23 protein-coding genes and 1 rRNA gene are annotated in these 25,331 nt (G+C 36.4%); 21 read left to right on the forward strand and 3 right to left on the reverse strand.

Annotated features, from left to right (window positions below; translation table 11 throughout):
• From rrf to BMX40_RS18930, 3 genes are all read left to right on the forward strand, one after another.
• A 5S ribosomal RNA gene (gene rrf, locus BMX40_RS18920) occupies positions 1-109 on the forward strand; the annotation flags it as partial.
• A 428-nt stretch (positions 110-537) separates the two neighbouring features.
• The gene (locus BMX40_RS18925) at positions 538-774 is read left to right on the forward strand and encodes an HAD hydrolase-like protein (RefSeq protein ID WP_280139694.1); all 237 of its coding nucleotides are present in this window, start codon (positions 538-540) and stop codon (positions 772-774) included.
• 178 nt (positions 775-952) lie between these two features.
• Positions 953-1,831 carry a GNAT family N-acetyltransferase gene (locus BMX40_RS18930; RefSeq protein WP_090872890.1) on the forward strand — a complete coding sequence of 293 codons (879 nt, stop codon included), beginning with the start codon at positions 953-955 and terminating at the stop codon, positions 1,829-1,831.
• Positions 1,832-1,951: 120 nt separating this feature from the next.
• Here the strand turns inward: BMX40_RS18930 and BMX40_RS18935 are convergent, their stop codons facing one another.
• Both BMX40_RS18935 and BMX40_RS18940 read right to left on the reverse strand, forming a co-directional pair.
• A complete protein-coding gene (locus BMX40_RS18935) occupies positions 1,952-3,013 on the reverse strand; it encodes an NlpC/P60 family protein (protein ID WP_090872892.1) in 1,062 nt (353 codons plus the stop codon).
• Positions 3,014-3,322: 309 nt separating this feature from the next.
• Positions 3,323-5,026 carry an Rqc2 family fibronectin-binding protein gene (locus BMX40_RS18940; RefSeq protein WP_090872894.1) on the reverse strand — a complete coding sequence of 568 codons (1,704 nt, stop codon included), beginning with the start codon at positions 5,024-5,026 and terminating at the stop codon, positions 3,323-3,325.
• Between the two features lie 112 nt (positions 5,027-5,138).
• Here BMX40_RS18940 and BMX40_RS18945 point away from each other — a divergent pair, with 112 nt between their 5' ends.
• From BMX40_RS18945 to spoVM, 15 genes are all read left to right on the forward strand, one after another.
• Entirely contained in the window at positions 5,139-7,796 is a 2,658-nt protein-coding gene (locus BMX40_RS18945; protein ID WP_090872896.1) for a calcium-translocating P-type ATPase, SERCA-type, read from the forward strand.
• A 610-nt stretch (positions 7,797-8,406) separates the two neighbouring features.
• Positions 8,407-9,288 carry a YicC/YloC family endoribonuclease gene (locus tag BMX40_RS18950; RefSeq protein ID WP_090872898.1) on the forward strand — a complete coding sequence of 294 codons (882 nt, stop codon included), beginning with the start codon at positions 8,407-8,409 and terminating at the stop codon, positions 9,286-9,288.
• Positions 9,289-9,385: 97 nt separating this feature from the next.
• Positions 9,386-9,646: an extracellular matrix/biofilm regulator RemA gene (gene remA / locus BMX40_RS18955; protein WP_090872900.1), complete on the forward strand. Its 261-nt coding sequence runs from the start codon at positions 9,386-9,388 to the stop codon at positions 9,644-9,646.
• A gap of 45 nt (positions 9,647-9,691) precedes the next feature.
• Positions 9,692-10,312: a guanylate kinase gene (gene gmk, locus BMX40_RS18960; protein ID WP_090872902.1), complete on the forward strand. Its 621-nt coding sequence runs from the start codon at positions 9,692-9,694 to the stop codon at positions 10,310-10,312.
• Positions 10,309-10,509, forward strand: a complete 201-nt coding sequence (rpoZ, locus tag BMX40_RS18965; protein ID WP_090872904.1) for a DNA-directed RNA polymerase subunit omega — start codon at positions 10,309-10,311, stop codon at positions 10,507-10,509. Before gmk ends, rpoZ begins: the two co-directional genes overlap by 4 nt.
• 147 nt (positions 10,510-10,656) lie before the next feature.
• On the forward strand, positions 10,657-11,862 hold the full coding sequence (gene coaBC, locus BMX40_RS18970) for a bifunctional phosphopantothenoylcysteine decarboxylase/phosphopantothenate--cysteine ligase CoaBC (RefSeq protein ID WP_090872906.1): 1,206 nt from the start codon (positions 10,657-10,659) through the stop codon (positions 11,860-11,862).
• Complete coding sequence (priA, locus tag BMX40_RS18975; protein ID WP_090872908.1) at positions 11,862-14,270, forward strand: primosomal protein N'; 2,409 nt, start codon at positions 11,862-11,864, stop codon at positions 14,268-14,270. The genes coaBC and priA overlap by 1 nt, the downstream gene beginning before the upstream one ends.
• A 15-nt stretch (positions 14,271-14,285) precedes the next feature.
• Positions 14,286-15,227, forward strand: coding sequence for a methionyl-tRNA formyltransferase (fmt, locus tag BMX40_RS18980; protein ID WP_090872910.1), 942 nt, complete (start codon positions 14,286-14,288; stop codon positions 15,225-15,227).
• Position 15,228: 1 nt separating this feature from the next.
• The gene (gene rsmB, locus BMX40_RS18985; RefSeq protein WP_090872912.1) at positions 15,229-16,578 is read left to right on the forward strand and encodes a 16S rRNA (cytosine(967)-C(5))-methyltransferase RsmB; all 1,350 of its coding nucleotides are present in this window, start codon (positions 15,229-15,231) and stop codon (positions 16,576-16,578) included.
• A gap of 115 nt (positions 16,579-16,693) precedes the next feature.
• Entirely contained in the window at positions 16,694-17,458 is a 765-nt protein-coding gene (locus BMX40_RS18990) for a Stp1/IreP family PP2C-type Ser/Thr phosphatase (protein WP_090872914.1), read from the forward strand.
• A complete protein-coding gene (gene pknB / locus BMX40_RS18995; protein ID WP_090872916.1) occupies positions 17,452-19,488 on the forward strand; it encodes a Stk1 family PASTA domain-containing Ser/Thr kinase in 2,037 nt (678 codons plus the stop codon). The genes BMX40_RS18990 and pknB overlap by 7 nt, the downstream gene beginning before the upstream one ends.
• The gene (gene rsgA / locus BMX40_RS19000; protein ID WP_090872918.1) at positions 19,489-20,370 is read left to right on the forward strand and encodes a ribosome small subunit-dependent GTPase A; all 882 of its coding nucleotides are present in this window, start codon (positions 19,489-19,491) and stop codon (positions 20,368-20,370) included. It begins immediately after the preceding gene.
• Positions 20,371-20,374: 4 nt separating this feature from the next.
• Complete coding sequence (rpe, locus tag BMX40_RS19005; protein ID WP_090872920.1) at positions 20,375-21,028, forward strand: ribulose-phosphate 3-epimerase; 654 nt, start codon at positions 20,375-20,377, stop codon at positions 21,026-21,028.
• 14 nt (positions 21,029-21,042) lie between these two features.
• Positions 21,043-21,693, forward strand: coding sequence for a thiamine diphosphokinase (locus tag BMX40_RS19010; protein WP_090872922.1), 651 nt, complete (start codon positions 21,043-21,045; stop codon positions 21,691-21,693).
• A gap of 46 nt (positions 21,694-21,739) precedes the next feature.
• Entirely contained in the window at positions 21,740-21,823 is an 84-nt protein-coding gene (gene spoVM, locus BMX40_RS19015; protein WP_090872924.1) for a stage V sporulation protein SpoVM, read from the forward strand.
• Between the two features lie 662 nt (positions 21,824-22,485).
• Here spoVM and rpmB read toward each other — a convergent pair.
• Entirely contained in the window at positions 22,486-22,674 is a 189-nt protein-coding gene (gene rpmB, locus BMX40_RS19020; RefSeq protein WP_072886868.1) for a 50S ribosomal protein L28, read from the reverse strand.
• Positions 22,675-22,912: 238 nt separating this feature from the next.
• Between rpmB and BMX40_RS19025 the strand changes: the two genes are divergently transcribed.
• From BMX40_RS19025 to BMX40_RS19035, 3 genes are all read left to right on the forward strand, one after another.
• The gene (locus BMX40_RS19025; RefSeq protein ID WP_090872926.1) at positions 22,913-23,275 is read left to right on the forward strand and encodes an Asp23/Gls24 family envelope stress response protein; all 363 of its coding nucleotides are present in this window, start codon (positions 22,913-22,915) and stop codon (positions 23,273-23,275) included.
• 35 nt (positions 23,276-23,310) lie between these two features.
• Complete coding sequence (locus BMX40_RS19030; RefSeq protein WP_090872929.1) at positions 23,311-24,978, forward strand: DAK2 domain-containing protein; 1,668 nt, start codon at positions 23,311-23,313, stop codon at positions 24,976-24,978.
• Between the two features lie 114 nt (positions 24,979-25,092).
• Positions 25,093-25,331 (forward strand): HTH domain-containing protein (locus BMX40_RS19035; RefSeq protein WP_342028700.1); only part of this gene is annotated, 239 nt, incomplete at its 3' end.

The raw sequence follows: 25,331 nt of genomic DNA on the forward strand, positions 1-25,331 counted from the left end.
GCGATGGCGAGAAGGTCACACCTGTTCCCATGCCGAACACAGAAGTTAAGCTTCTCAGCGCCGATGGTAGTTGGGGCTTTGCCCCTGCGAGAGTAGGACGCCGCCAGGCAATTCTAAAGCTAAGTCACATCATTGTGACTTAGCTTTTTTGTAGTTATAAAAAAGTAGGAATATGGTTTTTCTATACATTAGTTATATGAAATACAACTTTAAGATAAACTAATTGGTCGGATACTAAAGTGAAAGTTGAATTTAAAATAATTCGTCATCATAGAATATAGAGACCATAAGAAGGATAAGCAACGGAAGTTTTAAGAAAGTGCTTTAATGTGCTTATTAAAATTTATATGAGGTTTCATTAGGGGACAAAGTTGAACAAAAGGACATCATTAGGATGTTTTTTATTTTAAAAATAGTTGGATTATTATGTTAAAATTAAGTTATTAACATTATAAGCTAACAAGCTAGTTAATTGTTAAGGGGATATATGAGTTACTAAAGGGGTTTTGAAATAATGAATGAAGCCTTAGCAAAACAATCAGCCTTTTAGATGACAAATTCTATTGTCCACACAAGCCTGAAGATGGTTGTGAATGTCAAAAAACAAATATTGGTATGTTGATAGAAGCAAAAGAAAAATATAATTTAAATCTGTATGATTGCTATGTTGTGGGTGATGCGGGAAATTCAGCTAAGTTAGCTGCTAACTTAGCTGGAACCAAGAAGGTACTAGTTAAAACAGGTTGGGGGGAGGATCTCTTACACCCATCGTGATAGTTGGAAAGATGTTGAACCAGATTTCATAGCAAATGATTTGGTTGATGCAGCGAGTTGGATTTCAAATGATTTGAAGAGAAAGTAATTCTTCTGATGTATATAACGTATACGTTAACTGAACAAGGCGCTGTTTAAAAAATAAAGCTACTATAATGTTGGGATGGGGAAAACGGAAATGTTACAAATAAAAGTAATTGATGAAGAGGAAGTTGGCAAAGCATCGGATTTTATAGCACAACTTAATAATAATGAAGAATCACATATTGGTTATTGCGGGAAAGATAAGGATGAAATAGCAAAATATATGATGAATGAAATTTCTGATGTTAATTATACGGAAAGCTTTGTTGTAGCTTATGAAGGTAGTGAATTGATCGGTATATTGGGATTTGATGCAGATCTAGAAGATAATAGTGCTGAAATATGGGGGCCATTTATTACTCCGAATAAGTGGGGTATTGTATATGATATGTGGAGAAGGATGACTGATTTACTTCCAAGTGGGGTAGATACATTAGAGATGTTTCCAAATATGAAAAATACTCGAGTGTTTCAACTCGCAAAGGATCTTTCATTTCAAAAGTATAGTGATGAAACGGTATTGCTTTATGAACGTAATACGAATGATAAATTGAATCATTGTACTGTTGAAGAATTATCGCCAGAGTATTACACAGATATGAAGCAACTTCACGATAGCGTATTTCCGAGTGCTTATTATAATGGTCAACAAATTATGAAACGTTTGAATGAACATAGAAAAGTTTTTATAATAATCAATAAAGGTGTTTTTGCCGGATATATTTATGTTGAGGCTGAACCAGAGTTTGGTGAAGCAAGTATTGAGTTTTTTGCTGTGGAGGACGCTGAGAGAGGTAATGGAGTTGGAGGACAACTACTGAAGGGTGCCTTGAAGTGGTTATTTACATTTGAGGGTATGGAATCTATCACACTTTGTGTCAACGCTGCGAATGTCAATGCGATCAATTTATATAGGAAAGTTGGATTTCAATACCTTCATGATTTGTGTTCATTTACTAAAGAGATAAGATAAATATAATTTGTAATAGTAGTTGGTGGGACCATATGACCAACTGCACGTTCATGTAATATTGATTCTAAAGAGGCATGGAGATTTCTCCATGCCTTTTATTTCACCTCGGAAAATATTTACTTATTGAATAACTCGCTTACTAAATAAATAATTCTTTGACCAATAAGGGTTTTGTAAAACATTTTCGGTAATCGTAACTCCCTTAGAAGTTGAAGCGTGGATCATATTGCCATTTCCCATGTAAATTCCTACATGTCCAACCCTTCCATCGGAATACATTTCAGGCGTTGTAAAAAACATTAAATCTCCCTTTTGAAGGTTAGATACGGTTGACCCAATAGATGCTTGGTCTCTTGATACTCTTGGTATCTCAACCCCGTTATTTAAAAACACCAATTGTGTATAAGAAGAACAATCAAATAATTCGGGTGCCTCGGATAGTGTTGCACCAAATTTATATTTTGCACCAATATACTTTTTCGCTTCCGTTATAAGATTATCCGCCCAATTTGCACCACTAGGTGGCTTGGTTATTTTTGGCTCCTGATGTTCCTTTTCTGGTTCGCGTTCTTGTGCTTGGTCTTTCGGTGGTAATCTTAATTTTTGTCCAATATAGATTGTATTCGAAGTCATATCATTTACTGCTCTTAATAATTCTACGTTTGTATGATATGCCTTCGCTATTCTCCATAACGTGTCACCTTTTTGTACAAGGTGATAGTTAGCTGGTGTTGTTATGCGGATTGAACCGTCTGATTTTTGAAAGGTAATATCTGCATTAAATAGAACACTTGCACTTGATAATGGTAAATATCCAGTCTTTTCAACCTCTGTCCATAGAGGAGGCTTGATATTGATATATCCATCTCCACGTTTCGCTTTTGTACCACCCATTGTAACTCTTATCATGGTAGAACCGTCAGTTAATTGATACGTTTTGGTGTCTTCTTCAAAAATAATGTGGTTATATCCCAATATCTTTGATATGTAGATAATTGGCACATAATACTCCCCATTATATTGAATAGGATTGATTCCATCTACTATCTTTCCATTTACATATACTCCTGCAGTAGGTACTTGTTTAAATTCTGCATCTACTGTAAAAGGATTGGAGAATAAAGTGGAAAAGACCAATGATATAGAAAGCAACAGATATAAACTTTTTACTTTCAACTTCATATGACATCTCCTTCTTTAAGATAAACTCTATATTAAATATTTGTTATTCGTAAAATTTTATACTGAGAAAATGATACGAATAGCTGATAAGAATTAGTTAAACTTAGATAAGGGGACACTGGATTTGAAAAGAGAGGGTTTATACACTGTTGTTTGTGCAGTACAAAAGGCAATTGGAATAAATTCCAATTGCCTTTTTATGTGATCTTCTATTGAAAATTAGTTTGCGTTTCTGAGGTACTTACCTCACAAAAACTCGATAGTAAAAGCTATGTCTTACTCATTCATCAAACTTACTATCGACTACATTTACTTTCTTAACCTATCAACAATTTCTTGATCTGGTGTTACAAATACCGTTTTTTGGTTTTCGTAGGTTACAAAGCCAGGTTTGGCACCGTTCGGCTTTTTAACATGTCTAATTTTAGTATAATCCACAGGCACGGATGATGAACTGCCGGATTTACTATAGTAGGCAGCTAATTGTGCTGCTTCGAAAATGGTTTCTTCACTAGGATTTGTCTCTCGAATCACAACATGTGACCCAGGTATGTCCTTTGTATGTAACCATACTTCATCACGATGGGCGACCTTCATTGTTACATATTCGTTTTGCTTATTATTTTTACCAACTAGAATTAATGTACCATCTGTTGCGATATATTGCTCTGGATTTGGCTTAGATGGTTTATTTTTCTTCTTATTTTGCTTTTGCTTTTTTAAGTAGCCTTCATCACGTAATTCTTCTCTAATTTCTTCAATATCATCAACACTAGCCACGTCGATTTGTTGTAATAACTGATCAAGATAGGTTATCTCTTCGTGTGTTTTAATGATTTCTTTTTCAACCACTTTTTTAGACGTTTTTAATTTCTGATAAGTTTTGAAAAAGCTTTGAGCATTTTCACTTGGTGTTTTATTTGGATTTAATTCGATCTCCATTTCTTTTTGATCGGGATCATAATAATCTACAACAGAAATTGTTGTATCTCCTTGGGATACTAAATGCATATGTGCAGTCAACAGTTCCCCTTTTTTTTGATACAGTTCGGCGTTTTCTGCTTTTTGTAATGTTTTGTGATGTTTTTTTAGCTTTCGTTCATTTTTCTCTTTTTCATTTTTTATAAATCGATACAAATCTTTTGCTTGTTGTTTAACTCTGTCACGTTCTGCTTTTCCAGAATAAAATTGATCTAACATTTCATTCGTTGTGCCAAATTCGTGTACTTTCCCTATAAAAGAAGATACTGGCAAAACGTGAAAGTCTTCTTTCTTATCCTGATAAATAGCAGGGCTGTAGTTTTTACTTATCAATTGGTCCTGAAAATCAAGGAAAACTTGTTTATATACGTCTACGGCGCCTAGTTTTGCTTTATCGGCCAGTTCTCGAGCTATAAATGGAGATACACCTACTAATAAATTCACAATTTGACGGTCGATTTTACCAGAATTAAAATCGAGCTTTCGGATGAATGTATCGGCATCAATTTCTAACGGATTTAGTTTATCTTGCTGTGGTGGTAATACATATTCCGATCCTGGTAACACCGTTCGATGTCGGTTTTGTGCCATGGATACATGCTTTAGACTATCAATAATATTTCCGGTTTTATCATCGATAAGCATGAGATTACTATGCTTACCCATTAATTCAATTATAATTTTTTTATAGGAAATATCTCCAATTTCATTTCTTGTTCTTATAGTGAATGTAACAATTCGCTCCAGTCCATATTGTTCAATTGATTCCAATGTTGCTCCAGATAAATGTTTGCGTAAAACCATACAAAACATTGGAGCTTCTTTTGGGTTCTGATACACGTCTTCTGTAACGTGGAATCGTGCATATGTAGGGTGGATGGAGAGTAACAATGAATGATTCTCTCCCTGACTTCTAATTGTAAATACAAGCTCCGTATCGGTTGGTTGATAAATTTTATTAATTTTTCCCGGGAGTAATTTCTCCTGTAGTTCCTCTGTTACAGCTTTTGTAACAACTCCATCAAATGGCATTGTGTTTCACCTCCACTCAATTATAGCATTTTTTTGGATATGACTGCATAAATATCATTTAGAGAAAGAAGGACAAGTTTTGTGTAGTGGAATACATGTGGAGGAATGTGATGTGAAAAAATGGTATCAGTTAGATGTAGAACAGATTGAGCAGAAGTTATATGTGACAACTAGTAAAGGTTTATCTTCTAAGCAAGTAGACCAAAGAAGGAAACAATATGGAGATAATGCTCTTGAGGCAGAGAAGAAAACATCTAAGTGGCTCATCTTTCTTAAGCAATTTCAAGACTTTATGGTTTTGGTTCTATTAGCAGCAACGTTGATAGCGGGTATGCTAGGAGAGTTCATCGATGCGATTGCAATTATGGTCATTGTCTTAGTAAATGGATTTATTGGGTATTTTCAGGAGCAAAAAGCTGAAAAATCATTAGATAAACTGAAAGAGTTATCGGCCCCAATGGCCCATGTACTTCGTGATCAAAGGTGGGAGAAGATTTCGTCACGTGATGTAGTCGTTGGAGATATTGTGAAAATTAACAGTGGGGATCGAATACCTGCCGATGTTCGTATTGTAAAAGCGAACAACCTAGAAACAGAAGAATCTGCACTAACGGGAGAATCACTTCCCGTTATGAAACATGCTACTGCAATTTCTAAGGAAAATCTTGATGCTCAAGACCAAGTGAACATGGGCTTTATGGGAACATTGGTTACTCGTGGATCAGGTGTAGGGATTGTAGTAGGGACAGGCATGAATACAGTGATGGGACAAATAGCATCCTTAATGGTTAACACGAAAAAGGTACCTACACCTTTAGAACGAAAATTAGCGGAGCTTGGAAAGATATTAATTGCTGTTGCTCTGTTATTAACAGTGTTAGTTGTGGCATTAGGAGTGCTACAAGGGCATCCAGTTTACCGAATGTTTCTTGCTGGTGTGTCTCTTGCTGTTGCGGCAATTCCTGAAGGCTTACCAGCAATTGTTACCGTTGCATTGTCTTTAGGGGTTCAGCGAATGATCCGCAAAAAGGCAATTGTACGAAAGCTTTCAGCAGTGGAAACCTTGGGATGTGCCTCTGTTATTTGTTCCGATAAAACTGGAACAATGACTGAAAATCAAATGACGGTCAAAGAGGTTTACCTCAATGATCAAACACTCCATGTCACAGGGGATGGGTATAATATCATCGGTGATTATCAGTTAAATGGAAGACCCGTTGATCGTGAACATTCCAATTTGGAGATGATGTTATTATATGGAATGCTTTGTAATAATGCATCTCTACAGGTGAAAAAAGGAAAATATTACGTTGATGGTGACCCGACTGATGGTGCTTTAATAATTGCTGCAAGAAAAATTGGCTTAAATGTATCAAATGGGGAAGACTTTAAAGTCATTAAAGAAATTCCATTTGATTCAGATCGTAAACGGATGAGTGTCATTGTGGAAGATGCGAATGAGAGAAGGTTTTTAATTACAAAGGGAGCTCCCGATGTATTACTGCCAAGGTCAACGTATTTGCTTGATAATGACCAACGAAGAATTTTAAAACCAAAGGACGAAGAAAAAATTGAGGGTGCCATTGATCAAATGGCAGAGAAAGCATTACGGACGATTGCAATTGGAATGCGACCATTATCAAGTGAAGACTCACTAGATACAGCATTTTTAGAAAAAGATCTAACGTTTATTGGGCTATATGGAATGATTGATCCGCCTCGAAAAGAAGTTAAAAAAGCAATTGAGGAATGTAGACAGGCTGGAATAAAGACAGTTATGATAACGGGCGATCATGTTAAAACAGCGCGAGCAATTGCAAGTAAGTTAAACTTACTACCAGAAAATGGACTTGTTTTGGAAGGGCATCAATTAAATCAGATGTCTGTTGAGGAATTAGAGGATATTATTGATGATGTGTATGTATTTGCACGAGTAACACCAGAACATAAATTAAAAATAGTAAAAGCGTTCCAGGAAAGAGGACATGTTGTTGCAATGACAGGAGACGGAGTAAATGATGCTCCTGCAATAAAAGCGAGTGATATTGGAATCAGTATGGGAATAACTGGTACCGATGTAACAAAAGAAGCTTCCTCGTTGGTATTGATGGATGATAATTTTGCCACGATAAAGGCTGCAATTAAGGAAGGACGAAACATCTATGAAAATATACGCAAATTCATTCGTTACCTATTAGCATCCAACGTTGGTGAAATCCTTGTTATGTTATTTGCTATGTTATTGGCGATGCCATTACCACTAGTACCTGTACAAATATTATGGGTGAATTTGGTTACAGACGGTTTGCCAGCAATGGCGTTGGGGATGGATAAACCAGAAAATGACGTGATGAAGAAAAAACCTCGTAACCCTAAAGAAGGGGTATTTGCAAGGGGGCTAGGATGGAAGATTGTTAGTAGAGGGTTTTTGATTGGGATTGTAACGCTCATTGCCTTCATGCTCACCTATCAGAATAATCCAGATAACTTGGTTTATGGTCAAACGGTTGCCTTTACAACACTAGTAATGGCACAACTCATTCATGTATTTGATTGTCGAAGTGAGAATTCTGTCTTTGATCGGAATCCGTTTGAAAATATTTATTTAGTATTTGCCGTATTATCATCCATTCTACTATTACTTGTTGTCATCTATTGGGAACCATTACAACCAATCTTCCATACTACGGCATTAAGCCTTCGTGATTGGATGCTGATTCTTGGACTAGGCTCGCTACCAACTGTATTATTTGGATTTACAAAAAGATAATCAAGGATTTATAAGAAAATTGCTAGTGTAATGTTAGTTCGCACCATGTATTAACCCGAAGTAACTTCAAATGGTGTTGGGTGCATATAACTCTCTACGGAAATACATTTCGCTTTCCGTGGGTATGGCTTCATCCAAGGTACTAAAGGAATGAGGATCCACCTGAACTTTAATGAGGATCGTGGTTCCGTTAAATGACAAAAAAAACCCAAAAAATAAGGGGTATGATGATCCTCATTCCTCTATTAGACATAAATCAGTGGAATTTGTACTGGAATATGGTGAATAAAGGAATGACGAACCGAAACCATGCTCCAGAAGAGTTATTCGGCCATTTAGCGGAATGAGGATCCACCTCGTAATTGATATGGATTGTCGTTTCGTTATTTGGATCCTATGGTGGTTAGGTAGATCTTGTTTTCTCCCACTGACGGATTAAGCGTTCCACCACCAGCTGAATTAACAATATTATTTATTTCAGTTACGTCGCATAATAGATCAATTGATATGACTACTGAGATGTGTGAGGAACCCTTCTATTCCAAAGGGTTCTTCTTTTTTGTTATACTATAAAATAGTACATAATATGTGAGATGGATGTGAGATACGTATGGTTAAGAGTATGACAGGATATGGAACAGATCAAGTTCAAATTGATGATACACTGATTACAGTGGAAGTAAAGACAATAAACCATCGATTTCTTGACTTTAATCCGAAAATACCTCGATCCATGTTATTTTTAGAGGAACAAATCAAAAAGATCATTCAATCCTATTTTAGTAGAGGAAAAATTGAGGTTTATATTCAAATTGAAGGCGAGAATCTTGCCCAAAGGAGATTAGTTACAGATTGGAATTTAATGGATCAATATGTCCGCCAATTGAAAGAGATACAAGATCGTTATAACCTATCTGGAGAAATACCTATATCAATGATTAATGCGATTCCTGAATTGCTAAGCGTACAGGAAAGGGAACAAAATCATCGTAAGCTAGAAGAGGCAATATTAAATAGTATTGATATGGCATGTGCGCAAGTATTACAACGAAGAATTGAAGAGGGAAGTTTTTTAATAAAAGATATAAAAGAACGGGTAAATTCCATACGAAATATGGTATTATTATTAAAGGAGAGACGGGCTGTCGTCATCGAAGAATACCGTATGCGAATAAATAATAGAATTGATGAGTACGTGGGTGATTCGGTAATGATTGATTCCTCAAGAATGCATCAAGAAATAGCATTATTGGCTGAAAAAGGAGATATTACTGAAGAGATCACACGTCTTTTGAGTCACATTGACCATTTTGAGTCAATAGCTAATGAGAAAGATGCAATTGGTCGAAAAATGGACTTTATATTACAAGAAATGCATCGAGAAACGAACACAGTAGGCTCTAAATCGTCGGATAGCCAGATAGGGGAATGGACCGTTTCATTAAAGAGTGAAATTGAAAAAATAAAAGAACAGATCCAAAATATTGAATAATATTAGTTGTAATTTATCCGGTTTATTTTTTATAATGGTATTTACAGCTTAAAAGTTGAATACGTGATAGTGAGATATCGTGTAAGGGGGAGCAAAATTGGGATTACAATTAATAAATATAGGCTTCGGTAATGTCGTTTCAGCAAATCGGGTGATATCCATTGTTTCGCCAGAATCTGCTCCAATTAAACGAATTATTACTGTAGCAAGAGATAATAATAAACTAGTAGATGCTACATATGGAAGACGTACCAGAGCTGTTATTATTGCTGACAGTGATCATGTAATCTTATCTGCTGTTCAGCCTGAAACAGTTGGTCAGCGTGTATTAAGTCATGATGAAATGACGGATGAATAAATAAATTAGAAAGTGAAGTTTTGTTCATTTTTAGGAGGAAACATTTTGATTGAAGAAAAAGGTATTTTATTTATACTTTCTGGTCCATCTGGAGTAGGGAAGGGTACCGTTAGAAAAGAGTTATTTGACCGGAAAACAGATCTGAAATATTCTATTTCAATGACGACAAGAGATATTCGCCCTGGTGAACAAGATGGCGTGGACTATTTTTATAAGTCAAAAGAGGAATTTGAGTCGTTAATTAAGCAAAATAAACTGTTAGAATACGCTCAATTTGTTAATAATTACTATGGCACCCCTCGAGAGTATGTTGAGAAAACATTAGATGAAGGGTATGACGTATTTTTAGAGATCGAGGTTCAAGGAGCCTTACAAGTTAAAGAAAACTTTCCTGAAGGTGTATTTATCTTTCTATTTCCTCCGAGCCTAGATGAATTGAAAAATCGAATAGTTAACAGAGGCACAGAGTCAGAAGAGCTTATCTTAAATCGTCTAAAGGAAGCACGAAAAGAAATTGAGTTAATGGATGCTTATGATTATGTTGTAGTTAATGACGATGTAGATCATGCAGTAACCAAGATACAATCTATTATTCAAAGCGAGCATTGTAAAAGGGAACGCATTGCAATGCAGTACAAGAAAATTTTGGAGGATGATATTCTATGATGTTAGAACCATCGATTGACAAGCTGCAAGAAATCATTAAATCAAAGTACACTTTAGTGACTTTGTCTGCAAAAAGAGCAAGACAACTCCGTGAACTTGATAATGTGAAAATACAAAATCCAAAATCTGATAAGTTTGTTGGCATGGCGCTTGAAGAAATTCAAGCAGGTGAATTGGTATTGGAAGAAGATAAATAAAGGTGAGAAACCCCTTGCTCTTTTAGATGCGAGGGGTTTTTCTTTCTGTTTAAATTGGGTTAAATCGACATAATTAGATTCTTCTCGATTTTATGGTATAAATAGATTAGAGAATTTAGATCGTGTAATGTGAGAGGGGTTTTAACGTTGCTAGAAAATAAAAATATTTTATTGGCTGTTTCTGGAGGAATTGCTGCTTATAAAGCGTGTGCTTTAACGAGTAAACTAACACAACAAGGTGCCAACGTAAAAGTGATGATGACGACTAGTGCTACAGAGTTTGTTTCGCCATTAACGTTTCAAGCCTTATCAAGAAATCCTGTTTATACCGATACGTTTGACGAAAAGGATGCAACCAAAATAGCTCATATTGATATAGCTGATTGGGCTGATATCATTGTGATTGCACCAGCCACTGCTAATATTATTGGTAAATTGGCAAATGGTATTGCAGACGATATGGTGTCCACTACTTTATTAGCGACAAAAGCAACAAAATACGTTGCACCAGCAATGAATGTCAACATGTATGATCATCCAGCGGTAATACGAAATATGAAACAACTGGATTCTTGGGGTTATCATTTTATAGAGCCTGGTGCAGGATATTTGGCGTGTGGTTGGATTGGGAAAGGTAGATTAGAAGAGCCGGAAAGTATCATAAAGGCTATTTTGAAACATCAATCGAAATCTGAGCTGTTAGCTGGTAAAAAGGTCTTAATCTCAGCAGGTCCAACCCAAGAAAAAATCGACCCTGTACGTTTTTTTACGAACCGTTCGACTGGGAAGATGGGATTTTCTCTTGCAGAAGCAGCTGTAGATATGGGGGCTGAGGTTACTTTAGTTACAGGTCCGGTCTCCTTGGAACTATCAAATGATCGAGTAAAACGGATTAATATTACTTCAGCAGACGAGATGTATGATGTCATGCATGAACAATTTAAAACGCACGATATTGTTATTAAATCTGCAGCAGTTGCAGATTATCGCCCAAAGGTTACTTACGCTGAAAAAATGAAAAAGAATGATGGACCGCTATATTTAGAAATGGAACGGACTAAAGATATATTGAAATCATTAGGTTTACAAAAAGAAAACCAATTTTTAGTAGGCTTTGCAGCGGAAACATCTAATCCATTAGAATATGGAATGAAAAAACTAGAAAATAAAAACCTAGATGCAGTTGTGATTAATAATGTAGCTGTAGAGGGCGCAGGTTTTGGGGGAGATACCAACATTGCAACCTATGTTCATAAGAGTCATAAGCAAAAAGAAATTCAGTTGGCCACTAAATATGAAGTTGCTCAGAAGGTGTTGACATATATAGCAAGTGATATGAAGGATGAATCATAGTGAAAATAGCAAAGGTAATAGTCGATGTGCAAGCAAAAGAAATTAATCAAACATTTGATTATCTAATACCGGATAAATTCATGGATATTTTATCTGTCGGAATGCGTGTCGTTGTTCCGTTTGGCCCACGGAAAATATCTGGTTTTGTTGTAGGAAGGGTAGCTGAGTCCTCTTTTAATCAACTAAAAGAAATCATTGATGTCTTAGATATAACACCTGTATTAACGAGTGAATTATTAGATTTAGGAAAATGGGTAGCAGAAAATACATTAACTTTATATATTACAGCTTATCAAGCGATGCTTCCCCAAGTGTTAAAATCGCAATATAAAAAAGAGCTTATTAAATCGAAAGATGCAGAATTATCAATGGGGTTAGAGCATTTATTTGCAGGACGAGATGTCGTTGCGTTTGAGGAATTTGAGCACTCAGAAATACCGTATTCACAGCTGCAAAAAGACATACAAGCTGGAAATGTTAGTGTGAATTATCTGGTTAAGTCCAAAATAACGAAAAAACAACGTACGATGATTCGCCCGGCTAAAGAGGTTCACTTTTTAGAAGAAGCCTATATTGAAATTCCCAATAATGCTAAAAAGCAAAGGGAGCTCTTAAAATATTTTATCCAGCATCAAGAGCCAATCGAACAGAAAAAATTACTTCAAACACTTAACACGACCCGTTCGACCATAAAACCATTACTTGATAAGTTTCTTTTAGAAACCTATAAAGAAGAAGTATTTCGAAATCCATATGACGATGATTCCTTTGAGAAAACAACACCTTTAGAATTAACAGAACAACAAAAAGAGGCAATTACTCCAGTAAAACAATATATCGCAAATAATGAACACCAAGTTGTCTTACTACATGGAATAACGGGAAGTGGGAAGACAGAAGTTTACTTACAAGCGATTCAAGATGTTATTCACAAAGGGAAGGAAGCTATTGTTTTAGTACCGGAAATAGCGCTAACACCTCAAATGGTAAAACGATTTAAAGGTAGATTCGGAGCTAACGTTGCCGTCCTTCATAGTGCGTTGTCGAATGGAGAAAAGTATGACGAATGGCGTAAAATACACCGAAAAGAAGTTAAAGTAGTTGTTGGAGCGAGGTCTGCCATTTTTGCCCCATTTGAAAACATAGGCATTATTATCATTGATGAAGAGCATGAGACGACGTATAAACAAGAGGATCAACCCCGTTACCATGCACGAGACGTTGCGATTAAACGAGGGGAATATTATAATTGTCCAGTTGTGTTAGGGAGTGCAACTCCCACATTGGAATCGTATGCAAGAGCACAAAAAGGAGTTTATCAGTTAGCTACGTTAAATAAGCGGACCAATAATCAACCAATGCCAGATGTATCAATAGTTGATATGCGAGAAGAGCTACACGCAGGGAATAGAACCATGTTTTCCAGAGAACTGAAGGAAAAAATGGAACAGGCAATACAACGTGGTGAACAAATTGTATTACTATTGAACAGACGTGGGTATTCAACGTTCGTCATGTGTAGAGATTGTGGTCATGTTACAGAATGTCCTCATTGTGATATTGCATTAACTTATCATAAGAAGAGTAATCAATTAAAATGTCATTATTGTTCGTATGAAGAAAGAATGCCATCAGAATGTCCATCATGCACAAGTGATTTAATACGATATTTTGGTACAGGAACCCAAAGAGTAGAAGAAGCATTAACACAAGTTCTCCCTGAGGCTCGCGTTATACGAATGGATGTAGATACAACAAGAAGAAAAGGTGCTCATGAGAAACTCTTAAAGCAATTTTCGGATAAACAAGCAGATATTTTACTAGGGACACAGATGATTGCCAAAGGACTCGATTTTGAGAATGTAACATTAGTCGGAGTTTTAACAGCAGATTCAATGCTACATATTCCAGATTTTCGATCGAGTGAGAAAACATTTCAATTATTAACACAAGTAAGTGGAAGGGCAGGAAGGCATAAATTAACAGGAGAAGTTATTGTTCAAACGTATACTCCAGATCATTATAGTATAGAACTTGCTAGTAGGTATGACTATAATCAATTTTTTCAGCAGGAAATGAAGATGCGGAAAACATTTCATTATCCACCTTATTATTATTTGGCATTAATTACGGTATCTCATCAAAATCATGTAAAGGTTGTCCAAGTAACACAACAGATCGTTCAACAATTATTAACCTGTGTAGAGAGGAATACAGTAGTACTTGGACCAACACCATCCCCAATCGCACGCATGAAAGATAGATATAGGTACCAGTGCATGATAAAATATAGAAATGAACCACAATTAAGGACGTATATTAGAAAAATTTTAGATCAATATCGTGATGAAATTAGAAAAGAAGACGTATTAATTACCGTTGATATGCAGCCCTATCATTTAATGTAGAAGGAAGGTTATACAATGAAACGAATCGTTTTTATGGGGACACCAGACTTTTCAGTACCCGTCTTACAAATGCTCACTTCCTCTGAATATGAAGTTGTATTAGTCGTAACGCAACCAGATCGACCGAAAGGTAGGAAGAAAATATTAACTCCTCCACCTGTAAAAGTAGAAGCAATGAAACAAGATATTCCTGTTTTCCAACCAGAGAAGCTAAAGAACGAATACCAGGAGATATTAGATTATGAACCTGACTTGATCGTAACAGCTGCTTATGGCCAATTATTGCCGAATGAGCTTTTAGAACGTCCTCCATTTGGATGTATTAATGTTCACGCTTCGTTACTACCAGAATTACGGGGAGGAGCCCCAATTCACTATGCCGTCATGCAAGGAAAAGAAGAAACAGGGATAACGATAATGTATATGGTCGAAAAATTGGACGCCGGTGATATTTTGACACAAAAAAGTATCCCAATTGAACCGACTGATCATGTTGGTACGATGCATGATAAATTATCTGAGTTAGGTGCGGAACTATTAAAAGATACACTACCAAAACTTTTTGCAGGAGAGCTAAATCCGATTCCACAGGATGAACAAAAGGCTACTTTTGCCTCGAATATCAAACGTGAACAAGAGAAAATTGATTGGTCGAAGGATCATGTATCAATTTATAATCAAATTCGAGGCCTCCATCCATGGCCAGTTGCTTTTACAACGTATGATGGAAAAGTAATGAAAATTTGGTGGGGAGAAATGGATTCAAATGAGTATGAAGGAACACCAGGAGAAATCATTGATAAGGTAAATGATGAAGCGTTTGTAGTTGTTTGTGGAAACAATAAGGGGATTAAAGTAACGGAAATTCAACCTGCAGGTAAAAAAAGAATGACTGTTAAGCAGTATTTGCAAGGATCTAGTGACCGAATTAAAATAGGAACAAAATTGGGAGATTAAAATGGAAAAATTCTTATTGAGAAATACCATCATTGACCTTTTACTTCGTATTGAACAAGATAGTGGCTATAGTCATTTGTTGATCGATCATGAAATAAAAAAACGTCAAATTGCACCAAAAGATGAAGGATTGTTAACTGAAATTGTATATGGAACTATTAATCGCAAATATACATTAGATTACTACATAAAGCATTTTGTTCAACAGAAGAAAAAGTTGGAACCTTGGGTTAATATGTTATTACGTATGTCGCTCTATCAAATGGTATATTTAGATAAGGTTCCTGACCACGCTATTATTCATGAGGCGGTAGAAATCGCTAAGCGACGAGGACATAAGGGCGTATCTTCACTAGTGAATGGTGTTTTACGAAATGTCCAGCGCAATGGTGTACCTGAGTTATCGGCCATTAAGGATAAGACAGAGCGTCTAGCCATTGCAACTAGTCACCCTCAATGGCTTGTAAATCGGTGGGTTAGCCATTACGGTTATGAAACAACAAAAGAAATGTGTGAGGCTAACTTGACCCAAAAAGCTCATTCCGTTCGTATTCAACCACTTAGGATTTCTCGCCAAGAAGCAATGAAACAATTGGAAGAACAAGGGTATGAAGTGAGACCGTCTATTTTTTCTAGCCAGGGGATTATTATCAACAAAGGAAATATATTAAAATCTAATTTATTCGAAGAAGGTTATCTTACGATCCAGGATCAAAGCTCAATGTTGGTTGGTGAAATGCTTCATCCGAAACCGGGTATGCATGTGTTAGATGCATGTAGTGCTCCAGGAGGCAAGGTAACGCATATTGCTGAAAAAATGGAAAACAGAGGTTGGATCGATGCACATGACCTTCATGCGAAAAAGATTAAATTAATTGATCAGAAAGCAGCAGAACTACAATTAACGATTATTGATGCAAAAAAAGCAGATGCAAGAAATTTACAGGAAATGTATCAAGAAAAAAGCTTTGATCGTATTTTAGTAGATGCTCCTTGCTCCGGTCTAGGTGTCATCCGAGGAAAGCCAGATATAAAATACAATAAAAAGGAATCAGATATCACTAATTTAGCGAAGATACAGCTTGATATTTTAGATAGCATTGCTCCGCTGTTAAAGGAAAATGGTATCTTAATTTATAGCACATGTACCGTTGATCCAGCAGAAAACGAAAACGTAGTTACAGCTTTTTTGAACGAGCATAGCGAGTACCAAATAGATGATTCATTTTTTAGGGAATTGCCCGAGCCGATAAAAAATTCAACTGGGGTGACTCCTTCTGGCCTACAACTCTTTCCTCAGTCCTTTAAAACGGATGGGTTCTTTTTAACACGTTTCATAAGAATGACGTAAAAAATCAATTTATGATAAGATACAAAAAAGAGTTGTTGACCGAAGACGGTACACAAAATAGGAATAGAGAAGTTTGTTTATAAAGAATAGTTCTGGCTGTTAAAGGGGTGGAAGAATGATAGGACATTTTATGACGGATCGTGGTCAAGTACGAAGTCATAATGAAGATTCAGGTGGAATCTTTTATAAAGAAAATGGTCAGTTGTTAGCGGTAATCGCCGACGGAATGGGTGGCCATCAGGCAGGCGATGTAGCCAGTAATATGGCTACATCATATATAAGAGATAAGTGGGGACAAGTAGACGGATTTACTTCACCTGAACAAGCAGAAGATTGGGTTGGAAAAGTGATTGAGGAAACAAATAAATCTATCTATGACCATTCCCTTGATAAGGAAGAATGTAAAGGAATGGGAACTACTGTAGTCATAGCATTATGCACAAAAGAATTTTTTACAATCGGTCATATAGGAGATAGTCGGTGTTATTTTTTGGACCAACACGGTTTTAACCAAGTTACAGAGGACCATTCTTTAGTAAACGCACTCGTACAATCTGGCCAAATTACAAAAGAAGAAGCAAAACAGCATCCAAGAAAAAACGTCGTATTAAAGGCATTGGGTACGGAAGCAAATGTGGAATCTGACGTGGAGACGCGTAGTTGGGAAACTGGAGACAAATTACTTTTATGCACCGATGGATTAACGGATAAAGTTTCCGATAGTGAAATACATGAATATATGAAGGGTTTATTTGACGGCCTAGAATCAACTAGTCAGCAGTTAGTCGATTTAGCTAATGAACGAGGTGGAGAGGATAATGTTTCCTTAATCATTATTGAGCATGATCTTACCGAGAAAGAAGGTGAAGATTCATGTTAAAAGGTCACCTATTAAATGAGCGCTACCAAATTAAGGAAACAATTGGTGGTGGAGGAATGGCCGACGTTTATTTAGCTAATGACATCATTTTGGATCGTGATGTAGCGATTAAGGTGCTACGTTTAGAATATGCAAATGACGAAGAATTTATAGCTCGTTTTGATCGAGAAGCACAGTCAGCAACAAGTCTATCACACCCAAATATTGTTAATATTTACGATGTTGGAGAAGAAGATCAAATCTTGTTTATGGCAATGGAATATATTGATGGTATGACACTTAAGGAATATATACAGCGATATGGTCCGATTGATGTACAAGAAGCTATCGATATCTTAAAACAAATTACCTCAGCTATTGCCCATGCACATGAAAATGGAATTGTTCATCGTGATATTAAACCACAAAATATATTGATTGATACATATGGACATATAAAAGTGACAGATTTCGGAATTGCTATGGCGCTTAGTGCGACATCCCTGACACAAACCAATTCGGTATTAGGGTCTGTTCATTACTTATCACCAGAACAAGCTCGGGGTGGCTTAGCAACCAAAAAATCCGATATTTATTCACTGGGAATAGTTTTTTTTGAATTATTAACTGGTCGTCTGCCTTTCTCTGGCCAATCACCTGTATCGATTGCTTTAAAACATCTGCAAAGTGAAACTCCTTCGGTGAGGCGTTTTAATCAAGATGTTCCACAAAGTGTAGAAAATATTGTCTTGCGCGCAACAGCAAAGGACCCTTTTCATCGTTTCGACACCGTTTATGATATGGAGACAAGCCTAGAAAATGCACTAGATCCTGATAATTTAAACGAAGAGCGGTATATGCCTCCGACAGAAGTAGGGGAAGAAACGAAAGCAATCCCAGTTATTACAGATAACCAGTTACATGAACATGAACACCAAGATACAATTATTCATCAAACAAACGGTCAAACGAAAAATATAGCAGCGGACCAAACGAAGAAACCTGATAAAAAGGAGAAAACGAAGAAGAAAAAAAATAGGAGAAAAAAGTGGCTAATTACATCCATTGTTTTATTTATTCTATTAACATCAGGAGTGACAGCTTTATTTATTTTTCCGGGAATTATGCAACCAAACGAAGTTACGATTCCAGATGTTATTGAGATGGAGTATGAAAAAGCTGTAGAGGAATTAAGTAACCTGAATTTACAAGTAGAAACAGAATCTATTTACTCGGAAGAGATAGACGAGGGGCTTGTTGTGAAAACTGATCCAAAGGTGGGACGCTCAGTAGTAGAAGATTCTATAGTTACTGTTTTTGTAAGCCAAGGTAAGGAAAAAGAAGAAATGGATGACTATGTTGGAAGGGATTTTAACCAAGTAGAACGCCTACTTATACAAAAAGGATTTGCTGAAGTCATACAATATGAGGAGCATTCTGATAAACCAGAAGGCGAAATCATTGCACATGTTCAACCTGCTCCAGGCAACGAGGTTGTACCCAGTGAGACTACTGTAATTTTTGAGGTTAGTATTGGCCCTGAATTGGTTGAATTAGGCAATTTAAGGAATCTAACGGAGAATGAAGTAAAGGAATATTTAGAGTCAGAGGGGCTGGAAATAAAGATCCATCGGTTGAATTCTGATGATGTACCGAAAGGCCAGGTTATTCGACATGAACCTGGTGCTAATAATTCTGTTGAAAAAGGAACCGAAATCGATGTATATATATCCGAAGGTCCAGAAGAAATCCCACCGAGACGACATACCCATACGTTTACAGTAGAGTATAATGAAGAAGTTGATAATAGTGACAACCCTGGAGAAGAAGAAACAGACACTGCGGATGAACCAGTAGAGCAAGAAGTTTTAATTTACATTGATGATATGAATCGCACGATGGATACACCAGAAATAGAAGATTATATTACACAAGATAAAAGGTATACGATTGATTTATTAATTGAACCAGGTACCAATGCTTCTTTCCGGGTTACACGAGATGGAGTAGAGATACTTAATGAAACAATACCTTATGAAGAGGGTGAATAAATGGCAGATGGCAGAATAATAAAAGCTTTAAGTGGATTTTACTATGTACAAACAGGCGATGGTGTATATCAATGTAAGGGGCGGGGAGTTTTTCGTAAAAAGAAAATCACCCCCCTTGTGGGAGATTTTGTTACATTTGATATTGACGAAAACGATGAAGGGTATATAACAGAGGTTAAACCAAGAACTACAGAATTGGTTCGTCCACCTATATCCAATATCAATCAAGCTGTAATTGTGAGTTCTGCCACTATGCCAGATTTTAGTACGACTTTGCTTGATCGATTTTTAGTTCTGATTGAAGCGAAAGGAATAGAACCAATTATTTTTATTACGAAGATTGATGCGATCGAAGAAAGTACATTAACAGAAATTGAAAAATACAAAAATGAATATGAACAAATCGGATATTCCGTTGAATTATTTTCTGCAAAGCAACCAAGTGATCTTGAAAAAATAAAGAAATATTTTTCAAATCATGTATCTGTTATTGCTGGACAATCAGGTGTAGGAAAATCCTCTCTGCTAAACGCACTTAATCCAATGCTATTGTTAAAAACAGCCGATATTTCGAAAAGTTTAGGAAGGGGGAAGCATACAACTCGACACGTTGAATTAGTTGAGGTTGCAGATGGCTTAGTAGCTGATACTCCTGGTTTTAGTGCACTTGACTTTGATGATATAGAATTAGAGGATCTATCCTATTGTTTTCCAGAAATGAGAGAACGAGCAGATCAGTGTAAATTTCGCGGATGTATGCACTTAAAGGAACCTAAATGTGCTGTGAAACATTCAGTTGATCTTGGAGAAATTGCTTCTTACCGATACGAACATTACGTGAGCTTTGCAGAAGAAATACAATCCAGAAAGCCGAGGTATTAATCCAATGACAAAAATAGCACCATCAATATTATCAGCAGATTTTGCTAAATTAGGACAAGAGATTGAGGATGTAGAAAAAGGCGGCGCCGAGTATATTCACGTCGATGTTATGGATGGTCACTTTGTTCCCAATATAACAATCGGCCCGTTGATTGTTGAGGCAATAAAACCAATTACAGACTTACCATTAGATGTTCATTTAATGATTGAAGATCCGGACAGCTACATACCATCGTTTGCTGAAGCGGGGGCATCCATTTTAACCGTACATCAGGAAGCGAGTGTTCATTTACACAGAACTATTCAATTGATTAAGGATGCAGGTGTAAAAGCCGGCGTAGCAATTAATCCTGCCACACCTGCTGAATTTATTAAAGAAGTGTTACCTGATATTGATCTCGTCTTAATCATGACGGTTAATCCTGGCTTTGGGGGGCAGTCCTTTATTTCAAGTTCTGTAGAAAAAATGAAGAAAGTGGACCGATGGCGGAAGGAATTAGGATTAAATTTTGAAATAGAAGTAGACGGTGGTGTAAATACAAGTACAGCTAAATTGTGTACAGATGCTGGAGCTGATGTTCTTGTAGCTGGGAGTGCTGTGTACAATAAAGAAGATAGAAAACAAGCTATACAAGAAATATTAGATACAACGAAGTAGTAGGTATATCACGTATGATGACAATTGGAATTGTAGGAAATGGACCCACAAATATAGTGCCTGATTTATCTCTCTATATGAATCAAGTGGACTATTGGATTGGTGCTGATCGTGGTGCACTGACCATCTTAAATCAACACATGAAATTAGATTGTGCAATAGGTGACTTTGATTCGTTAGAGGAACAGGAGAAGATATCTGTTCAGCAACGAGCTGAGCAGTTTACAGAATATCCTGAAGAAAAAGATGAGACTGATGTAGAAATAGCTTTACAAAAGGCAATTGAATTAAACCCAGCTAAAATTGTTCTCTTTGCTGTAACTGGTGGTAGAATGGACCATACCTTAGCAAATATACAGCTTCTTTTAGCTATTAAGAATAGGAAAATAGACGCGGCAATCATAGACCAACAAAATTGCATCGAATTATTTTTGCCAGGAACGTATAGAATTGATAACGATGAACATTACCCAAATCTCTCGTTTATACCGGTAACACAGCAGGTAAAAGGGTTAACGTTGAAAAATTTTTATTACCCATTAACCGATGAAACCATATATTTTGGCTCTACTCGATCAATTTCAAACAAGCTTCTTTTAAATTATGGTACTTTTTCGCATGAAGAAGGCATACTATTACTTATAAAGAGTCGTGATTTAAAATAAGCGATTCACAATGTAGTTTTGTTTGTAAATGGAGGAGGGCGAACTCATGAAATTTTATACTATTAAGCTCCCAAGATTTCTCGGTGGTGTTGTTCGAGTCGTGATTGGTGTATTTAAGAAAGATAAATAAGAACGCAGCTTGCTTTTGTCAATTTTAATTGGCAGAAGCACTTTTTTTCTGTTTTTATCAAAATTAGTTCCCATTGGGGATATATTTGCCTTGGTGATTATGTCGTAGAAGATATATAATGCGACGTAACTAAAAATTAATGTTGGGTGCATATTACTCGCTACGGAAATATATTCCGCTTTCCGCGGGCGGCTGGTGAGCCTCCTCGTGCTGACGCACTGTGGGGTCTCACCGATGCCTTTCCTCCCGCTGGAGGCTTCATGTATTTCCTACGCTAGTTATTTCATTCAGTTTTTAAATAGCACTTTTCTCTAATTAAATATTTGGTATAAAAGAACTTCATCAGCGGAGGCAGAATGCGTAGACTCCTGCGGGAACAGCACGTGTCCGAAGACCCCGCAACGGTGGTCTATCCGTGAGGAGGCTGAGGCCGTGCCCGCGGAAAGCGAAGCGTTCTGTCGTAGCGGCTTTCTAACGAATACATCCATTAGGACAGGATAATTTGAAGCAATAAAGTTGCGTCGCATAATATATCTAATGCGCAACTTAGTTCCAATGGGCTGCTTCAAATTTAAGCGCTATGGCAATTTGTTCTTATAATGAAAAAAGCACCCACAGAATGGGTGCTTTTAACTAATGTAAGCTCTATTTATTCAGGTATATTATACGCGCTCTACTTTACCTGATTTAAGGGCGCGGGCAGAAACATAAACACGTTTAGGTTTTCCATCTACCATAATACGAACTTTTTGTACATTAGCTTTCCAATTACGTTTGTTGGAATTCATAGCGTGAGAACGTTGATTTCCACTGCGAGTTTTACGTCCAGTTACAACACATTTTCTAGCCATGGTAATCCCTCCTACTCTAACAAGTGTCATTTAATACTTATACAATTTATCATAACTTGAGGGGAAATGCAATATATGTATAAAGAAAAATATCTTGACAGATTATGATGAATCGTTCATTGTAATAAGGGGAAAATTAGTTTACAAGTGGTAAACTGTCCAAAAGTAAGGATTCTTTCATAATTGTTTTGCTTGTAGTAGAATAAAAATAAGATAGTAGTATTAAAGGAGGATTATGATGTCCATAGAACTTAATACAAATGATGGTCAGGTAACAATTACGAATGAAGTGATCTCTACAATTGCTGGTGGAGCGGCAGTTGAATGCTATGGAATCGTAGGAATGGCTTCTAAAAGTCAAATTCGTGATGGAATTGCTGAGATACTTAGAAAAGAAAACTATTCTCGTGGAGTCATTGTTCGACAAGAAGATAATCATTTACATGTGGATATGTATATTATTGTAAGTTACGGAACGAAGATTTCTGAAGTAGCACATAATGTACAATCTCAAGTAAAATATACATTAAGCAAAACATTAGGATTATCGATTGATTCCGTAAATATTTACATACAAGGAGTTCGTGTAGCAAAAGATTAACATTGCTTACCTGAGTTAAGAGGAGGAAGTATATAGTGACGGTTCAAAAGTTAGACGGCATTACTTTTTCGCAAATGGTGCTCTCTGGAGCACATCATTTAACAAATAATGCCCAAAAAATAGATGCGTTAAATGTTTTTCCGGTTCCAGATGGAGATACAGGTACAAACATGAATTTATCTATGACATCTGGTGCAAATGAAGTAAAGAAAATCTCAAGTGAAAATATTTCTGAAGTAGCGCAGAGCTTTTCAAAAGGTTTACTAATGGGAGCGAGAGGTAATTCTGGAGTTATTTTATCTCAGATATTCCGGGGTTTTGCCAAAGGGATGAATAATAAAGCAACTTTATCGGCAAATGATCTAGCTACAGCATTTGATAGTGGTGTACAGACAGCATATAAAGCAGTAATGAAGCCGGTTGAAGGAACTATTTTAACTGTTGCAAAAGATGCTGCCAAGGAAGCAGTTGAAATTGCTAAACAAGAGACAGATATTATCGTTTTAATGGAAAAAGTTTTGGATGAAGCAAAAGCATCCTTAAAACGGACCCCTGACTTACTTCCTGTATTAAAGGAAGTAGGGGTGGTTGATTCAGGTGGACAAGGTCTTGTAACAGTATACGAAGGTTTTCTAGCAGCTTTAAAAGGCGAACAGCTACCTGAAACGTCAGATACTGTTGAGATGGAAGAAATGGTAAATGCTGAACATCATAAATCCGCTCAAGATTTTATGGACACTTCAGAGATCGAGTTTGGCTACTGCACGGAGTTTATGGTTAAATTTGAAGAGGATAAGATCCAAGAAAATCCTTTTGATGAAGAATCCTTCCGTAATGAATTAAGTGAACATGGAGATTCACTTTTAGTTGTATCGGATGATGAAATCGTAAAAGTGCACGTTCATGCTGAGTATCCTGGTAATGTTCTGTCCATTGGACAACGTTTTGGTAGTCTGATTAACATGAAAATAGAAAATATGCGCGAACAGCATACAGCAATTGTTGGTGATAATGACAAGCCATCTCGTGCTACTCCTAAAGAAAAAGTACCATATGCTATTGTGACAGTTGCAATGGGATCTGGCATAAAAGCCTTATTTGAAAGTTTAGGTGCGACGGTAGTTATTGAAGGTGGACAGACCATGAATCCAAGCACGCAAGATATTGCGGAGGCTGTGGGGCGTGCCAATGCGAAGAATGTGTTAATTTTACCTAACAATAAAAACATAATTATGGCTGCAGAGCAGGCGGCAGATTTAGCAGATGATAATGTTGCTGTTGTGCCTACAAAGACAATTCCACAAGGGATAAGCGCACTTTTAGCATTTCACCCGGATGAAAACATAAATGCGAATAAAAATTCTATGGAAGCAGCAAGTTCAGAAGTGAAAACTGGACAGATTACCTATGCGGTTCGAGATACACAAATTGATGGAATTAATATTGAAAATGGCAATTTCATGGGAATTGCAGACGGTAAAATAGTTGCTACTCATCAAGAAAAAGATGAAACAGTAAAATTGTTATTAAATGAGTTAATTTCTGAAGATGATGAGATTTTGACTATTCTACAAGGAGAAGATGTTACTGATAAGGAAGTAGAAGATCTTGTGGCATTTATCGAAGAAACGTATGAAGATGTTGAAGTTGAAGTTCATCAAGGGAATCAACCAATATACGCTTATATTTTCTCTGTTGAATAACAAAAAGGCCTTTCCATTATAAAATGTACCCTATAGAGTAGACACTTTAAAAAAAGTCTACCTATAGGGTACTTTTGTGTATACTTAAGAAAAAATAGTAAATGGGGAAAGAATATGAGTAAGAGATTGTTTACGGAAAAGGAAATTAGAATATTATCTAAAAATCTCTATGTAAAATCTGTTAGTGAAAAAGGGATTACTTATACTGATGAATTTAAAAGAATTTTTATTACTGAAAACGAAAAGGGTAAGTTTCCTAGACAAATATTCGAGGATCATGGATTCGATATAGATATTATTGGGAAAGAACGTATAAAGTCATCGGGTAATAGATGGCGTGCAGCATACCATAA

The sequence above is a fragment of the Oceanobacillus limi genome, assembly GCF_900111445.1.
GTDB lineage: Bacteria > Bacillota > Bacilli > Bacillales > Amphibacillaceae > Ornithinibacillus > Ornithinibacillus limi.

What these genes read in the sequence shown, in the direction of transcription:
- BMX40_RS18950 (WP_090872898.1), top strand. Translation starts at nt 8,407, where the DNA reads ATGGTTAAGAGTATGACAGGATATGGAACAGATCAAGTTCAAATTGAT.
- BMX40_RS18935 (WP_090872892.1), bottom strand. Translation starts at nt 3,013, where the DNA reads ATGAAGTTGAAAGTAAAAAGTTTATATCTGTTGCTTTCTATATCATTG.
- spoVM (WP_090872924.1), top strand. Translation starts at nt 21,740, where the DNA reads ATGAAATTTTATACTATTAAGCTCCCAAGATTTCTCGGTGGTGTTGTT.
- BMX40_RS19025 (WP_090872926.1), top strand. Translation starts at nt 22,913, where the DNA reads ATGTCCATAGAACTTAATACAAATGATGGTCAGGTAACAATTACGAAT.
- fmt (WP_090872910.1), top strand. Translation starts at nt 14,286, where the DNA reads ATGAAACGAATCGTTTTTATGGGGACACCAGACTTTTCAGTACCCGTC.
- BMX40_RS19010 (WP_090872922.1), top strand. Translation starts at nt 21,043, where the DNA reads ATGATGACAATTGGAATTGTAGGAAATGGACCCACAAATATAGTGCCT.
- rpe (WP_090872920.1), top strand. Translation starts at nt 20,375, where the DNA reads ATGACAAAAATAGCACCATCAATATTATCAGCAGATTTTGCTAAATTA.
- rsmB (WP_090872912.1), top strand. Translation starts at nt 15,229, where the DNA reads ATGGAAAAATTCTTATTGAGAAATACCATCATTGACCTTTTACTTCGT.
- BMX40_RS18990 (WP_090872914.1), top strand. Translation starts at nt 16,694, where the DNA reads ATGATAGGACATTTTATGACGGATCGTGGTCAAGTACGAAGTCATAAT.
- BMX40_RS18930 (WP_090872890.1), top strand. Translation starts at nt 953, where the DNA reads ATGTTACAAATAAAAGTAATTGATGAAGAGGAAGTTGGCAAAGCATCG.
- rsgA (WP_090872918.1), top strand. Translation starts at nt 19,489, where the DNA reads ATGGCAGATGGCAGAATAATAAAAGCTTTAAGTGGATTTTACTATGTA.
- pknB (WP_090872916.1), top strand. Translation starts at nt 17,452, where the DNA reads ATGTTAAAAGGTCACCTATTAAATGAGCGCTACCAAATTAAGGAAACA.
- rpoZ (WP_090872904.1), top strand. Translation starts at nt 10,309, where the DNA reads ATGATGTTAGAACCATCGATTGACAAGCTGCAAGAAATCATTAAATCA.
- BMX40_RS18940 (WP_090872894.1), bottom strand. Translation starts at nt 5,026, where the DNA reads ATGCCATTTGATGGAGTTGTTACAAAAGCTGTAACAGAGGAACTACAG.
- rpmB (WP_072886868.1), bottom strand. Translation starts at nt 22,674, where the DNA reads ATGGCTAGAAAATGTGTTGTAACTGGACGTAAAACTCGCAGTGGAAAT.